Raw genomic sequence first — 13,475 nt, 5'->3', positions numbered from 1 at the left:
GGTGTTTTATAACCTCACCCCCCGCCCTCTCCAAAGGAGAGGGAGCTCTTTTTTTTTAAGCCTTCTCCTTTGGAGAGGGAGCCGGTTTGTTACTGTATTTATGATGACGCCTTAGCGTCACTTTCTTAAAACCCTCTCCTTTGGAGAGGGCAGGGTGAGGTACTAATCGTTAAACAGATCCTGCGATTTTTGAACTTTTGACCGCACATACAGGAACGAAAGCAGGATCAGGATCAGGATGCCCAACAAAATGTACAGGTTATAGCTGTCCCAGAAACGGGTAAGGCCGCTCTTGGTATCGATGTACTCCAGGTTTTCGCTGGATTTGTTGATGTTGAACAGGTATTTGTTGGAGTTAACATCCGAGATACAAACATTGCTCGACAGGGTTGAAAGCTGCTCGGTAATGGATTTGGATACCGCCAAAAAAGCTTCAGAAACATGCGTGCCGGTAGCGGTAAGCACCAGGGTAGCATTGTTGCTTACGCCGTAAAAGATTTGCGCCAGGCCGTTTGATACCGTATCCGAAAGCGCGTAAACCGGGGTATTATTATCGGTGTTGTACAGCCTGAAGTTCCTGTCGAACTGGATAGGGGCATCGCGAAACTCCTTAAGTACTTTATCATCTTTTGATAGCAGGGCTATGATATTGTATTGCTTCAGATCAGTTGGCTTCAAATCTTTCGAGTAAACAAACTCGGGGAAGTTATTGGCGTTGATGTTATTGTTAAGCTCGTAAATGATCTCGCCCATAGCACCGGCGGCATATTTGGCGTATTCCTCGCTTACTACAATTTTGGTTGTGCCGTTGTTAAAGGCCTCGGGATACTGGTAAAAGCTCAGGTCGCTGGTGATGAAGGGGTTCTTTGATTCGAGGTATGATTTGTCAACGTCAACCTCGGCAAAAAAGTTGGTAAAGCTGTTGCGGCAGTTGCCGTTGGTAGGATAAAACCTGAATTCGGCCTCCAGTGTGTTGTATTTATGGTGCTGATAACGGTTAATGGTGATAGAGCTGTTCAGCTTGCCCGATGCATCTAGTTTTTCGCTGCTGATGAGCAAACCGTTAAGGTATATGTTGAAGAAACCACGGTCGCCGGGGGCAAGGCCGCTGTAATTGGCAACAAAACGGATCTCCACTTCTTTAGGGGTGAAGCTGAAATCACTGTTTTTAAAGCTGTAAGCGCTCTTTAATGAGCCAATGCCCGACAGGAAGTCGCTCACGCCGCCAATTTGCTTTAAGGATAGCTTTGAGCGGTTTTCGTCGATAGTTTTAAAGAAGGTGTTCTCGGCCTTGTTGATCAGCAGGTAATCGCCATAGGTTGAGTTCAAGATGTTCATGTTGCCCAGGGCGGTGATGGCCTTTTCATAACCTGTATCATCGCCGCCGGTAACAAACAGCACCTCTTTGGGCGATTGCTCCTGCGTTACGGTTTTAACCGGCACAAACCGGCCTTTTACATCAACCATGTGCACAATGGTATCAGTGAGCAGGCTTACCGATTTATGCAGGTAGAATAAACCCTGCGTATTTTGCGGGGTAACTTTTACCAATGCACGCGCATCGGCAGGTAATTTATCAATGGCGCCTACCCTGATGTAGTTACGAACGCTGTCGGGCAGTTTGCTTTCTTCGTAAACGGCAATTTCACGTGTTTGGGTCTTTTTTAACCTTGAATAGGCCCAGGCTACAGCCTTAAGGTCATGCAGGCTTGGGTTTGACGGGTAAACGATAGCTTTTTTGGAGTCGAAGCAGTTGCTGATATTTACGTTATCAAAAAAGTTTTTATTGCTTTTAACCAGCGACAGGTATGAGTAGTTCTTGATCCTTAACCACATCGCCGGGTTATCCAGGTCCTTACACTGGTCGTCGGTGATGGTGAGCAGGGTTTTGATCTGGATCTTGAGGAACTTATCGGGGCTCAGGTCGGCACGGCTCAGGTTAAGGGTGATCTTCTGGATAGAATCGGGACCCAGGCGGCTGCTGTATGCCGGTTTGTTATTAATAACCAGGTTGATGTACGAATGCGATTTTATCAATGCCTGCGACGGTTCAAAAAATAAAACCAGTTTACTGCCATTCATTTCAATCAAAGGGGTAACCTTGAAATAAAATGAAATAGCGCCGCTCATGCCGTATACCACCTCATCGTCATGGCCGTAGGCTTTAAAGGATGCAATGCTGTTGCCCTGGGCCTGCGAAGCCGTGTTGAATAATAGGATAAAGGCTAATAAGGTAAAAAACTTATTCATTGATATCAATATTAATTTATTACGTAAAATTCTACTCTGAAATAATTACCGTTGTCATCACTGCGGTAGCTGAGCTCGCCGCCCATTTCCTGGGTCATCAGCTTGGCAATTGATAAGCCCAAACCCAGGCGGCTTTCGGTAACGCCGTGCGTATCGTTAAGGGTTTTAAGCTTGTTGAACATCATGTCCAGCTCCTGCTGGCCTATGGCTATACCTTCGTCAATGATCTCGAAAACAAAACGCTGGCGCTGCAGGCTGGTTACTACCTTAATACTGTTATTGGTTTGCGAAAATTTGATGGCGTTTGATAACAGGTTTTGAAATACCTGGCCTGCAAATACTTTGTCGAGCCGCACGTTGAGAGGCAGCTTCAGGATATTATCAACCAGGTGGATGTTTTTCATGAGGGCAGTTTCGTACAGGCCTTTAAAAACATGCATCACTTCAACGTTGATATCAAAGATCTCCATGTTGAATTTCATATCCGGCGATTCGATCTCCTTAACATCCATCAGCTTGTTAAGCATATACTGCATCTTATCGGCCGATTCGGCGATGTAGCCTACAAATTCTTTCTGGTCGGTGCTGAGCCTGAAATCTTCTTCCCTGATCATGTTGTTGCTCATTATGATAGAGCCGATGAGGTTTTTAAGGTCGTGCCCGGCAATATTGATAAAGCTGTTCTTCTGGCTGTCGAGCTTGCGGAGCTGCTCATACTGATGATCGATGAGGTTATTTTTTTCGTTGATATCCTTGTTTTGCTGTTTAAGCTGTTCGTTTGATTTTTCGATCATGATCTGCGCGCGTACTTCACGCTGGATCACCTTATAACGCGCCCCGGGTATTAAGCAGGAGATGCCCGAGATGATAAAAAAGATCTGCCCGCCGTTACTTAAAACCAGGTCGAGGTTGTATTCGCTTAGCAGGTTAAAGAAAATGGCCAGTAACAATAGTGCCATTAAGGTTTGGATGATGGAGTTTAAAGGCTCCCAAAAAACCTGCAGGTTAAAAAATAGCAGGGTGGTAGCAAACAGCATAAAATAAATGGTCAGGAACTGAATGTTTACCAGGTTGCATAATATAGCTGCCGTTACCGAAAGCATAAAGAAACTGATATGCAATAATATGCGGTAACTAAATTGTTTATGCTGAAAATAGCTGAACAGGCCGTATATAATAAGGATAGTTATAATGCGGATAATAAAAAACTGCAGCCAATAGTTTGTAGCGTAAATAAAATCAACAATACTAAAAAGAGGGTACAGGAATATAATTGTCCAGATTATATTATTGGTTTGGTACCATGCTTTTTTGGAGGTCTCTCTAATTAATTCTTCGTTGGTAATTTGAACAAACATTATTTGTTATCTTGAATTGTAATTAAAAATTAAGGCCGCTGTTTAAATTAACTCCGTTTAATATTGATAGACAAAAATATTCGTTATACGATAATTTAAACAGGTTTGTTGTTACTGTTGCCAACAGTAATAAACGCCGTTGCAAAAAGCCGTCCAATTCCCCGGTAAGTTCGGAAGGTCGCTTTTAAACCGGGCCAAAGTTTAAGCAAGGGCATCAGTATTTTATGGCTTGCGCAAATCCGGAACGAAAGCTCAGCGGCCCAAACGCCATTAAAAAAATCCGATTTTCTGCTGTTCAAAAAGCTGGGCTTTAAAAGTATTAAGCTGCCCGTGGCTTTCACTTCTTTTGGCCTTAAAACAACAGCGCGACTATTTACCTAATATGGATAAAGTTGCTAAGCGATGCAATGCTTATGGATTGAAGCAGGTGACAGATTATCATTATGGCAGGTTAGGCGACAATAATTATCTCACAGAAACACCGCAAACAATTGATTTGTGGCTAAAATTAACTAAAAGGTATAAAAACGCAGATTATAATAACCTGTTTTTTGAGAATTATAATGAACTGCCCCATATTAACCCCAAACTGTGGAAAGTTGCCGCGTATAATATTGTTACGCTTATCCGTAGATTGATAAACAACAAACCCTGATCGTAAGTGCATCAAATTATATCAGCATCTATGAGCTAAGCAGGTTGGTAAAGGCTGGCCGATAACCATATCATCTGCAATTTTCACTTTTACGGGCCTTTCTTTTTTATTCACCGGGGCGCAAGCCGGATAGGTGACCAGGTTTCAATCACCGGGGTATCATTTCCATACAATGCGGAAAATTTTCCTGCACTTAATCCAAAAGCAAAAAATACCCGCGGCCAAAGCAATTACCGGACGTACCCGCGAGATGGTAACGAACAATCTATAAATGATAAATAGCAAATTATAAAAAACGCGCCCTGAAATATGATGTGCCCATTATTGTGGTACGTAAAGCGTCTATAACAAATATGCCGCTGCCGATAGCCGCCGCCGTTATATTAAATCTGTACGCAAGGCTTTAAAAGAGCTTGATATTTTTGGCATGCTTTGGGATTATAACAGTAGTTTTTCACTGGTTAACGGCAGGCCGGTTATAAGAAATTTGCCCTTGTGTATGAAAGACGCAATTAGCGCCGTACAGTGAAATTTTAAACATTAATGTTACAATTTTATTACCTTTGCTCACTAATATACAGTTATGAGATTTTTTGAAGAAAAGCGCAGAGAAGTAATGGTGCATATCGAAAAGTTCATGTTAGAAAAGATACATGAATACCTGAAACCGATTGATACCATCTGGCAGCCGTCTGATTTTTTGCCCGATTCTTCAAGGGACTCGTTCTTTACTGAAATTAAGGAATTGCAGGAAAGCGCCGCAGGTCTTTCGTATGATCTGATCGCCGTTTTAATTGGCGATACCATTACCGAAGAAGCGTTGCCTACTTACGAATCATGGCTTACCATGGTTGAAGGGGTATCTGACAATGAAGAGGGCGGCTGGATGAAATGGACCCGCCACTGGACCGGTGAAGAAAACCGCCATGGCGACCTGCTTAACAAATACTTGTACCTGTCTGGTCGTGTGGATATGCGCATGATGGAGATCTCCACCCAATACCTCATCTCCGATGGTTTTGACATCGGTACCGGTCATGATCCGTACCGTAACTTTATATATACCTCTTTCCAGGAGCTGGCAACCAATGTATCGCACCGTCGTGTAGCATCACAGGCTAAAAAATACGGCGATCCGCTGCTTTCAAAAATGTGCGGTGTTATTGCATCCGACGAAGCCCGCCATGCTAAAGCTTATAAGTACTTTATCGAAAAAATATTTGAGGTAGATCCAAGTGAGGCTATGGTAGCTTTTGAGGATATGATGCGTAAAAAGATTGTAATGCCTGCCCACTTCCTGCGTGAGGTTGGTTTAAAGGTTGGTCAAACTTTTGGTCACTTTACCGATGCTGCCCAGCGTTTGGGGATCTATACAGCTATCGACTATGTGGATATCCTGAAAGAGCTTTTGACCGACTGGCACATCGAAAGTATCACAGGTTTGGACGAAGCCGGCGAAAAGGCCCGCGATTACGTGGTAAACCTTCCGGCCCGCTTACTGCGTGTAGCCGAGCGCATGAAAAACCCAATGCTGGAGTATAAGTTTACCTGGATTAACGGTTGATTTTAGCTTAAAGCTTTGCTTTGCAATCGGTTTGATAAGCTTCTTTTTCACTTTTCTGGCGCAAGTCTTGTGTGGCTGGCATGAGGGTGAATGACTTGTGCCCTATCCGATAAAGCGCTTCTTTTTCATAGCTTTGTGCTTTAAGCTTTTTGCTTTTAGCTTCTTTCCTATAGCCTTCGGCTTTCGGCTTATTAATGGCTTTTAGCTTTCTTCCCGTTCTATCTTATACCCCGGTTTTTTATATCCATCGGCAACGTAGTTTTCGGGGATCTGGATGTGGCTTCCATCGCGTACAGCTGTAAAATGCGGCGACATGATCTCCATGCCTGCTTCGTTAAACTTATCCTGTATGTTTTGATACAATACCGAATAGATCATGGCCATTTTGCCGGGCTGATCGGTATAAGCATTTATCTGGTAGCTTACATTAAAATCATTCAAAGCGGTTTGCAGTACAAACGGTTTTGGGTTGGCAAGAATGCCTTCTGTTGCTTCGGCCGCGCTGATGAGCAGATTGTGGATGGTTTCCCAGGGGGCATCGTAGCCTATAGTAACACTGGTATTCAGTATCAACCCCAAAGTTTTTGACGATGAAGTATAGTTAACCGTAGCACCGCTTAAAATGGTAGCATTGGGCACGGTTACGTCTTCGTTTTTAATGGTGCGTACGCGGGTAACCAGCAGGTTTTTCTCAATTACATCGCCCATAATTTCGCCAACTTTGATGCGGTCGCCAATTTTAAAGGGGCGCATATAGGTAAGTACAATGCCCGATACCATATTGGCAATGGCCGAGGAGGAACCTAAAGAAAACAGTACGCCTATAAACACCGTAACCCCCTGGAACACTTTAGACTGCGACCCCGGCAAATATGGAAATATCACCACAAACATAAACGCGTACATGAGTACCCGGATGATATTGTAAGTTGGGATAGCCCATTCCGGGTAAAAACCCTGTAAAGCGATGGCCCCGTTTGCTATTTCGGTAGCTATAAATTTTACCAGTTTTACAATGTAGCGGGTGACCAGGTAAATAACCGTTATAGTAAGCAGGTTGGGTATAAAACGGACAATGGCCAGCAGGATACTTTTCAAGGGGTTAACCACAAAGCCGATTAACTGTGTGGCGATAGGCTGCGAGGAAGGGAAGATATAAAACAATACGGGTAAAGCCAGGTAAACCAGCAGCAGGATAATGAGCAGCCGGCCAATATTTACCAGTCCACTGATAAACGGAAGAAGCCGCGAGGCATAGGCTATTGGAGCTCCTTTTTCTGCCAGCTTTTTAACACGGTTTTCCCATCCCCGTATAATTTTAAGTTTTATCCACCTAAAACCTTTATTAACAATCCAGATCAGCACAATAAGCAGTATAATAACCGCCACGGCCTCAAGCAAGTTTGTAATTAGTTGTTTAGGGCTGTTGCTTTCAAAAACGTTGCCGAGCTTATTTTTTAATATAGACAGATAGCTTGCTGCAAGCTGCGGCCGGTTCAGTTCGGAGTAAGAGGCATCGGTATTATTAACGCCCATGATCATCTGGCCGTTGTAGGTTATTATCGATATGGACGTATCGTTTTTAAGTGTTAACGAATCCGGGTTAAAATCTATCCGGTTCATCAGGTCCTTAATGCGTTGGGTAACAATCCCGGCGCGCTCTTTAGGATCAAACAATCCCTGCGGGGCATAAAATTTAAACAGGGTATCCCGGTTAATGATCACCGGTTCGCCGTTTTTTTCAGGGAGTTTTTGTGCCCGTATGGTAAATGTAGCAAACAGAAAAAGGATGAGCAGGCTATAAATTTTAGGCATAGGGATGTTTTTCTGTTAAAGCTAAAAATTATTTGGCTCATTTCAATTTGCTTAGCGTTATGCCCACTATCCCTCCTGTACCAGATCCGTCCCCAAATTACCGGCAATTTTGCTGAACAGATCGTTCAGGATCGATTCGACGGTGAGCGAATTTACATCATCAACATAATGTTCATTCCGGGTAATCCAAAGTTCGTTACCGTTAATCGCGATGCTGAACAGGGCGCCTTCGTAAACAGCAGGCAACGAAATTTCAACCGCCCCGCCTTTGCGCTCAACGGTGAAATTTAATTCGCTTTTTCGTTGCTCCTGAAACAGCGGGTTAAGTTTTTCGTGCAGTAACTGGTATAACTGGTTGATGTCGGTATTGGTATGGAGGGTGATGATTTTCATAATTTGGTATATTAGCGATGTATTAAATAGTACAAAGTTGAAGGAGGGATTGTTTGTACTCGACTTTCCTCTGATTATAAAAAAATATGTCATTGCGAGCGAAGCGCGGCAATCTCGTAGCTATGCTCCGCGACTTTGCATATCACAGAGGCATAACGAAGAGATTGCCACGTCGCCCGAATGCTCTTTAGCCCGTGCTGCTCCTCGCAATGACATAACTTTTAATGGTTGGATTATATATGTGCCAATCCAATATGTCATTGCGAGCGAAGCGCGGCAATCTCGTAGCTATGCTCAGCGGCTTTGCATATCGTAGAGGCATAACGACGAGATTGCCACGTCGCCCGGACGCTCTTTTGCCCGTGCTGCTCCTCGCAATGACATAACTTTTAATGGTTGGATTATGCATGTGCCAATCTGCCTCCCCGCAATGAGGTGGATGTTTAAAAATGGTGTAGTTTAATATTAATTCTTTTAGATTAGCGCCAAACCTTATCTAATGAAAGTACACCAATACTTCGTTTATATTTTAACAAACAAAGCTAACACAGTGTTGTACGTAGGAGTATCGAGTGATTTACATAACAGGATATTAGAGCATAAGAAAAAGATCTATAAAGGTTATACGGCAAAATATGCGTGCGATAAATTGGTATACTTTGAACAATTTCAATGGATAGACGATGCCATAGCCAGAGAAAAACAATTGAAAGCAGGATCAAGGCAAAAGAAAATTGATTTGATAGTGGCAGCTAATCCATCGTGGGGAGATTTAAGTGTAGACTGGTATGATTGATCTGCATAGCCGCAATGCATTGGTTACAAGATTGCCACGCTTCGCCAATTACATATTTTAAAAACGTTACACAAAACATCACCATATATGAACTACAAATTATTAGGCCGCTCGGGCCTTAAAGTTTCTGAATTATGCCTGGGCACTATGGGCTTCGGTACCGAAGGCGGCTGGGGCGCCGAAAAAGATACCAGCTTTGCCATTATGGATGCCTTTGCCAATGCAGGCGGCAATTTTATTGATACTGCCAATGTGTACAAACTGGGTACCAGCGAGAAGATCATTGGCGAATACCTGGGTAATCATGACCGCGATTATTTTGTGCTGGCTACCAAATACACGCTGAAAGATAATACTACCAATCCTAATGCATCGGGCAATAACCGCAAAAACATGATGCGGAGCGTGGAAGAAAGCCTTAAACGCCTCAAAACTGATTTTATTGATGTGCTGTACCTGCATATATGGGATAATATTACACCTATTGATGAGGTGCTGCGCGGGTTGGACGACCTGATAAAACAGGGCAAAGTAACCTATGCCGCTATCAGTGATACGCCCGCGTGGGTGGTGTCAAAAGGGAATACCCTTGCCGGGCTGATGGGCTGGAGCCAGTTCATTGCCTTACAAGTGGAGTACAGCCTGCTGGCCCGGACTGCCGAGCGGGAGCTGATACCGATGGCAAAACATTACGGCATGACGGTTACCCCCTGGGCCCCGTTGGCAGGTGGTGCATTAACCGGCAAATACCTGCGCGGCGAACCGGGACGTGTAAAACCGGAAAGTAACCGCCGTAACGACAGGGCTAAAACTATTACTGAAGCGGTTGTTGACATCGCCGCTGAATTAGGGGTATCCGAAAGCCATGTTGCCCTGCAATGGATGATGGACAGGGATTTTAGCTGTATCCCCATTGTGGGCGCTACCAAAATTGACCAGCTAAACGATAACCTCAAAGCCATCGACACCAAATTAACCCCCGAACATTTCAAAAAGCTGAATGAAGTAAGCGCTATTGAATTAGGTTTCCCCGGCGACTTTTTCAATGAGGATGCCGTGAAAATGAACAGTTTCGGTGGGTTTTATGACAGGGTGCAGAAGAGGTAGCCTGCCTCTACCAATCCACTGCAACGTCATTGCGAGGAACGAAGCAATCCCAAACTATGCAGAGCGGACCTGCTAATAGGGGATTGCTTCGTTCCTCGCAATGACGCTCTTTTATACACTTCATCTAAAACCGCTTCAGATAGTTTTTACTGATCAGCTCGCCATACATGATCCCGCTGTGCTGGTCCATAGCAAACCAGGGTGAATCATATTTTAGCACCTGGATATTTTGGGCCGGCATAAAACTCTGCGCCAGTAAAAATTGCTTTTGATGAGCGGCATTTTCTACAACATCGAGCACAATAAAACAATGCCCGGGCGAGCCCCCACGGATGAACACATCACCTGGTTTTACATCCTTGGGGTTAGTTACAGGTTTTAATTCTTTTTGCAGGGACAGGGTGCCCGCATAACTGAACACCAGGTTCATGTAATTTAAAAATGCCGGGTACGAATAATCGGGTTTGGCTTTCAATACCCAATGGTCGTTTTTGTAGCGATAGCCCTTGGCATAATGAGCATAGTCGCATTTAAAACCACTGGTAAAGTTGAAAGAAATTTCGTCGTATTTTTTTTGCTGATAAAGGTATTCGGCACGGAGGCGCATCACTGCGTCGGCGCATTGCTGTAAGTCCTGGTTGCCTATGCTCATGTCAATAACCGCAGCGGTGTAAACATCGGTACGGGCAATATCGCCTTTATAAGTTTTGGTTGGTGTGCCCGCCGGCTTTAAAGGTAAAGCCTGCAGCCATGCCCCGAAACTGCCGGGCGACGCTGTTATACGCTGATAGCCTGCCGGTACCGCGAATCTTTTAATCACGTTATCCGGAGGAGCAATGTTAATATTAAAAAATAAGAGCAGGCAGGTGATCAGGATTTTCATAACGTTTTGGCTTTTTTTAGCTGTTCATAAGGGTTATAAGGTACGGGGATGCCGTCTGCCAGTTTAAATGCCGAAAAATGCAGGTGGGTAGGCGAACGTTTTTTATAAGCGTTATAACCCGTGCGGCCAACTTCGGCTATTTTTTGTCCCTGCGTAACGTAGTCACCCGGTTTTACGAAAATCTGGTTATTGTGCGCATAGTACGTAAAAATATGAGTTGCCGGATGATAGATCCAGATAAATTTGCCTCCCCGCATATTGCTGTTCGGTTCCCATTGATTGGTACAGGCTATTACCCAGCCATCATCTACACTAACTACCTCAACAGGCTTACTGGTACGGTCATCGATACAATCCTGGTTTTTATCATTAATAAAAATATCGTGAGCAGGATGGGCGCCATGTTTGTTGCCGTCAAGGTAACGGTAACCCTTATCAAAGTAACCATTACCATGGGTACCACCAATGGCGCTGCTTTTATAGCCCTTTAAGGGGAATACCCATTGCGTTTTTGGAATAATCCGCTCAGCACGGATCATTTCCAGGATGTTAATTCGTTTTAACAGGGTTTCAAATTGCTTTTGAGCTTCCGGTTTTTTGACACCACCGTTTAAAACTATGTTATTAAAATCATTGAATTTGGTAAACGCAGAAGTATCGGCCTGGGCTAAAGCCCCGGTGCTTATCAACAGAAAAGAAAAAAACAGGACAAGTTTTTGCATAAGGTTTGTGGTCAGTAAGTAGTTTCAAGATTTCAAACGCGTCATTGCGAGGAACGAAGCAATCCCCGATTAGCAGATCCGCTCTGTATAGTTCGCGATTATTAATATCTATAATTTGTTTTTTATAGGTATTAATGAGCTCCCTTCGCTCGGTTGTCTTCGTTTCTTATAATGACGTAATTGTAAGTTGTTGATTATTAAGTATATTTTTTTGATGAATTTTATAACACGGGCGTTGCCTGCGGCCCGGGCTTTCCGTTGCAAGTCCTCGCCTTTCCTGCCCGCAACTTCTCTACACGCTGCGGGCTTTACACTGCAATCCCTAACGCGGCCCACGCGCAACACCGCTAAAATATGTTTTACATGTCATTACGTTTTTTTTCAGGGCTTCCCTGATGGGTACTCGCAATGACGATTCTTAATTTTATGCTTTTGATATTAACTAATAAGTCGCCAAAATATTATCCTATCCGGATATCATATTTGGCAAGCAATCCTGGTAAACCATGAAGCGAGAACTTTGCTTTTTTGATGATGTTATCATCCGGATCGATGATGAAGTTATAGGATGTGCTTAGGTCGGCGTTTTTAAGGATGGTACGACTGAAGAAAGCGTTTTTAAGATTACAGTTAATGAATTTACAATCGCTCAGGTCAGCCTCGGTCAAGTCGGTTTCCATCATGGAACAATCGGCGTAGGTAGCCTTCTTGTTCTTCTTTTTATAAAACACGGCATTATCTAAAATACAATCCTCAAAATGTACCTCGAACAAAAAGTCGTTAGCCTTGCCAAAGTTTACGCCGCTTATTTTGCAGTGCTTAAAGCGGATGTTCTGCAAACCGGTATTGCCTAATTCGGCAAGGAGCAGGTTGCAGGTATCAAACAGGCAATCAACAAAAGTAATGCCCGTGAGATGGGCATGGGCGAGGTCGCAGTTGACGAATTTACAGTTTTCGTAAGTGGCGCCTTTGAGCTGGCCGGCGGTTATTTTGGTAAAAGTTTGATCTTCGAAGAGTAGGGATTGCATAGGGGCAAATGTAAAAGGTTAGAGGGAATGGGATGGTTTCCGGTCTCTTTAAATTAAATAAAGATGATCAACCGCCATGCTTACCGGATTTGCATGGCGTACAAGATTCTCTTTCGCATCTACGCTCGGCGCTTCCCGCTCAGTCGATGACAACGGTTTATATCAATGTCTCTTATACAACTCCACCTTTCTGTCGTCCGGATCAACAACTACTGCCATAAAACCAAAATCAGTTTGTGCAGGTTCAGATGCGAACCGCAACTGGCTTTCTTTTAATAATTTAATTACCTTATCAAAATCTTCTAATTCAAAACCTAAGCGCAGGTTTCCATCCGCTTCAGTTTGATTTTTTGTAAGCGGATATATTTCAATCACCGTTCCATCAACAGTAGCTGAATAATGATATGGGGAATTACCATGCTTATGATAATCAAAGCTAACTCCAAGTAGCTGATAAAAATCAACCAGCTTTTGCATATTGGCAGTTCTTATAACCAGTAATTTTAGTTTCATTGCTTCAACTCTTCCTCTTCGGCAATTTAATCAATCCTGATCTGTACAGATCAATCGCCGCATTTAAAATGAACCGGATAGTATCAACAGGTAAATCCTCTTCCGGATTAAAAATCATGATCTTGATGCGAGCTCTATCTTCAAATGTTAAATAGGGATGGTGCAGGTGCTTACCCTCAACCATGCCTAAGAATGGCCATTGCCTTTTTGTGTGTATCCACAAGTAGCAAAACATTTTGCCTTTATAGCAAAAGAAAGGCATGTTGTATTTCCATTCGGCGGTGATATCGGGATCCTGCGCAAGGATAATATCACGCAGGGCTAACAGGCAGCTTCGGTTGGGTTCATCTTTGGTGAGGTAGAAGTGGTCGTCGATTGGAGTGAGTTGCAT

13 protein-coding genes are annotated in these 13,475 nt (G+C 43.6%); 4 read left to right on the top strand and 9 right to left on the bottom strand.

The window, feature by feature from the left end:
• Window positions 1-162 precede the first annotated feature (162 nt).
• Together IEX80_RS27285 and IEX80_RS27280 are read right to left on the bottom strand one after the other, a co-directional pair.
• Window positions 163-2,250: a cellulose biosynthesis cyclic di-GMP-binding regulatory protein BcsB gene (locus tag IEX80_RS27285; RefSeq protein WP_188834781.1), complete on the bottom strand. Its 2,088-nt coding sequence runs from the start codon at window positions 2,248-2,250 to the stop codon at window positions 163-165.
• An 11-nt stretch (window positions 2,251-2,261) separates the two neighbouring features.
• Window positions 2,262-3,608, bottom strand: a complete 1,347-nt coding sequence (locus IEX80_RS27280; RefSeq protein WP_188834780.1) for a sensor histidine kinase — start codon at window positions 3,606-3,608, stop codon at window positions 2,262-2,264.
• 382 nt (window positions 3,609-3,990) lie between these two features.
• On the opposite strand from IEX80_RS27280, the gene IEX80_RS27275 reads away from it, so the two are divergent.
• Both IEX80_RS27275 and IEX80_RS27270 read left to right on the top strand, forming a co-directional pair.
• Window positions 3,991-4,263: a glycoside hydrolase family 5 protein gene (locus tag IEX80_RS27275; protein ID WP_188834779.1), complete on the top strand. Its 273-nt coding sequence runs from the start codon at window positions 3,991-3,993 to the stop codon at window positions 4,261-4,263.
• Between the two features lie 583 nt (window positions 4,264-4,846).
• Window positions 4,847-5,827 (top strand): acyl-ACP desaturase, encoded by a 981-nt coding sequence (locus IEX80_RS27270; protein ID WP_091172035.1) that lies wholly within the window; start codon window positions 4,847-4,849, stop codon window positions 5,825-5,827.
• 201 nt (window positions 5,828-6,028) lie between these two features.
• Here IEX80_RS27270 and IEX80_RS27265 read toward each other — a convergent pair whose 3' ends face one another.
• Together IEX80_RS27265 and IEX80_RS27260 are read right to left on the bottom strand one after the other, a co-directional pair.
• A complete protein-coding gene (locus tag IEX80_RS27265) occupies window positions 6,029-7,642 on the bottom strand; it encodes a mechanosensitive ion channel family protein (protein ID WP_188834778.1) in 1,614 nt (537 codons plus the stop codon).
• A 66-nt stretch (window positions 7,643-7,708) separates the two neighbouring features.
• Complete coding sequence (locus IEX80_RS27260) at window positions 7,709-8,035, bottom strand: hypothetical protein (protein WP_188834777.1); 327 nt, start codon at window positions 8,033-8,035, stop codon at window positions 7,709-7,711.
• Window positions 8,036-8,534: 499 nt separating this feature from the next.
• Between IEX80_RS27260 and IEX80_RS27255 the strand changes: the two genes are divergently transcribed.
• Window positions 8,535-8,831, top strand: a complete 297-nt coding sequence (locus tag IEX80_RS27255; protein WP_188834776.1) for a GIY-YIG nuclease family protein — start codon at window positions 8,535-8,537, stop codon at window positions 8,829-8,831.
• Window positions 8,832-8,918: 87 nt separating this feature from the next.
• Window positions 8,919-9,938 (top strand): aldo/keto reductase, encoded by a 1,020-nt coding sequence (locus tag IEX80_RS27250; RefSeq protein ID WP_188834775.1) that lies wholly within the window; start codon window positions 8,919-8,921, stop codon window positions 9,936-9,938.
• A gap of 124 nt (window positions 9,939-10,062) precedes the next feature.
• On the opposite strand, the gene IEX80_RS27245 is transcribed toward IEX80_RS27250, so the two are convergent.
• The 5 genes from IEX80_RS27245 to IEX80_RS27225 form a co-directional block, all read right to left on the bottom strand.
• On the bottom strand, window positions 10,063-10,821 hold the full coding sequence (locus IEX80_RS27245; RefSeq protein ID WP_188834774.1) for a DUF4846 domain-containing protein: 759 nt from the start codon (window positions 10,819-10,821) through the stop codon (window positions 10,063-10,065).
• Window positions 10,818-11,543, bottom strand: a complete 726-nt coding sequence (locus tag IEX80_RS27240; RefSeq protein ID WP_188834773.1) for a M23 family metallopeptidase — start codon at window positions 11,541-11,543, stop codon at window positions 10,818-10,820. Before IEX80_RS27240 ends, IEX80_RS27245 begins: the two co-directional genes overlap by 4 nt.
• Window positions 11,544-12,004: 461 nt before the next feature.
• The gene (locus IEX80_RS27235; protein ID WP_188834772.1) at window positions 12,005-12,571 is read right to left on the bottom strand and encodes a pentapeptide repeat-containing protein; all 567 of its coding nucleotides are present in this window, start codon (window positions 12,569-12,571) and stop codon (window positions 12,005-12,007) included.
• Between the two features lie 162 nt (window positions 12,572-12,733).
• Window positions 12,734-13,084 (bottom strand): VOC family protein, encoded by a 351-nt coding sequence (locus IEX80_RS27230; RefSeq protein ID WP_188834771.1) that lies wholly within the window; start codon window positions 13,082-13,084, stop codon window positions 12,734-12,736.
• Between the two features lie 4 nt (window positions 13,085-13,088).
• Window positions 13,089-13,475 carry a DUF1801 domain-containing protein gene (locus tag IEX80_RS27225; RefSeq protein ID WP_188834770.1) on the bottom strand — a complete coding sequence of 129 codons (387 nt, stop codon included), beginning with the start codon at window positions 13,473-13,475 and terminating at the stop codon, window positions 13,089-13,091.

The sequence above is a fragment of the Mucilaginibacter rubeus genome (assembly GCF_014643835.1).
In the GTDB taxonomy this organism is placed as follows: domain Bacteria; phylum Bacteroidota; class Bacteroidia; order Sphingobacteriales; family Sphingobacteriaceae; genus Mucilaginibacter; species Mucilaginibacter rubeus.
The sequence above is the reverse complement of the archived record's forward strand: the minus strand, read 5'-3'. Positions and strand labels throughout refer to the sequence as shown.

Excerpts from the sequence above, each read along its gene's own strand:
- IEX80_RS27255 (WP_188834776.1), top strand. The coding sequence starts at position 8,535 with ATGAAAGTACACCAATACTTCGTTTATATTTTAACAAACAAAGCTAAC.
- IEX80_RS27225 (WP_188834770.1), bottom strand. The coding sequence starts at position 13,475 with ATGCAACTCACTCCAATCGACGACCACTTCTACCTCACCAAAGATGAA.
- IEX80_RS27250 (WP_188834775.1), top strand. The coding sequence starts at position 8,919 with ATGAACTACAAATTATTAGGCCGCTCGGGCCTTAAAGTTTCTGAATTA.
- IEX80_RS27260 (WP_188834777.1), bottom strand. The coding sequence starts at position 8,035 with ATGAAAATCATCACCCTCCATACCAATACCGACATCAACCAGTTATAC.
- IEX80_RS27275 (WP_188834779.1), top strand. The coding sequence starts at position 3,991 with ATGGATAAAGTTGCTAAGCGATGCAATGCTTATGGATTGAAGCAGGTG.
- IEX80_RS27230 (WP_188834771.1), bottom strand. The coding sequence starts at position 13,084 with ATGAAACTAAAATTACTGGTTATAAGAACTGCCAATATGCAAAAGCTG.
- IEX80_RS27235 (WP_188834772.1), bottom strand. The coding sequence starts at position 12,571 with ATGCAATCCCTACTCTTCGAAGATCAAACTTTTACCAAAATAACCGCC.
- IEX80_RS27280 (WP_188834780.1), bottom strand. The coding sequence starts at position 3,608 with ATGTTTGTTCAAATTACCAACGAAGAATTAATTAGAGAGACCTCCAAA.
- IEX80_RS27245 (WP_188834774.1), bottom strand. The coding sequence starts at position 10,821 with ATGAAAATCCTGATCACCTGCCTGCTCTTATTTTTTAATATTAACATT.
- IEX80_RS27265 (WP_188834778.1), bottom strand. The coding sequence starts at position 7,642 with ATGCCTAAAATTTATAGCCTGCTCATCCTTTTTCTGTTTGCTACATTT.
- IEX80_RS27270 (WP_091172035.1), top strand. The coding sequence starts at position 4,847 with ATGAGATTTTTTGAAGAAAAGCGCAGAGAAGTAATGGTGCATATCGAA.
- IEX80_RS27285 (WP_188834781.1), bottom strand. The coding sequence starts at position 2,250 with ATGAATAAGTTTTTTACCTTATTAGCCTTTATCCTATTATTCAACACG.
- IEX80_RS27240 (WP_188834773.1), bottom strand. The coding sequence starts at position 11,543 with ATGCAAAAACTTGTCCTGTTTTTTTCTTTTCTGTTGATAAGCACCGGG.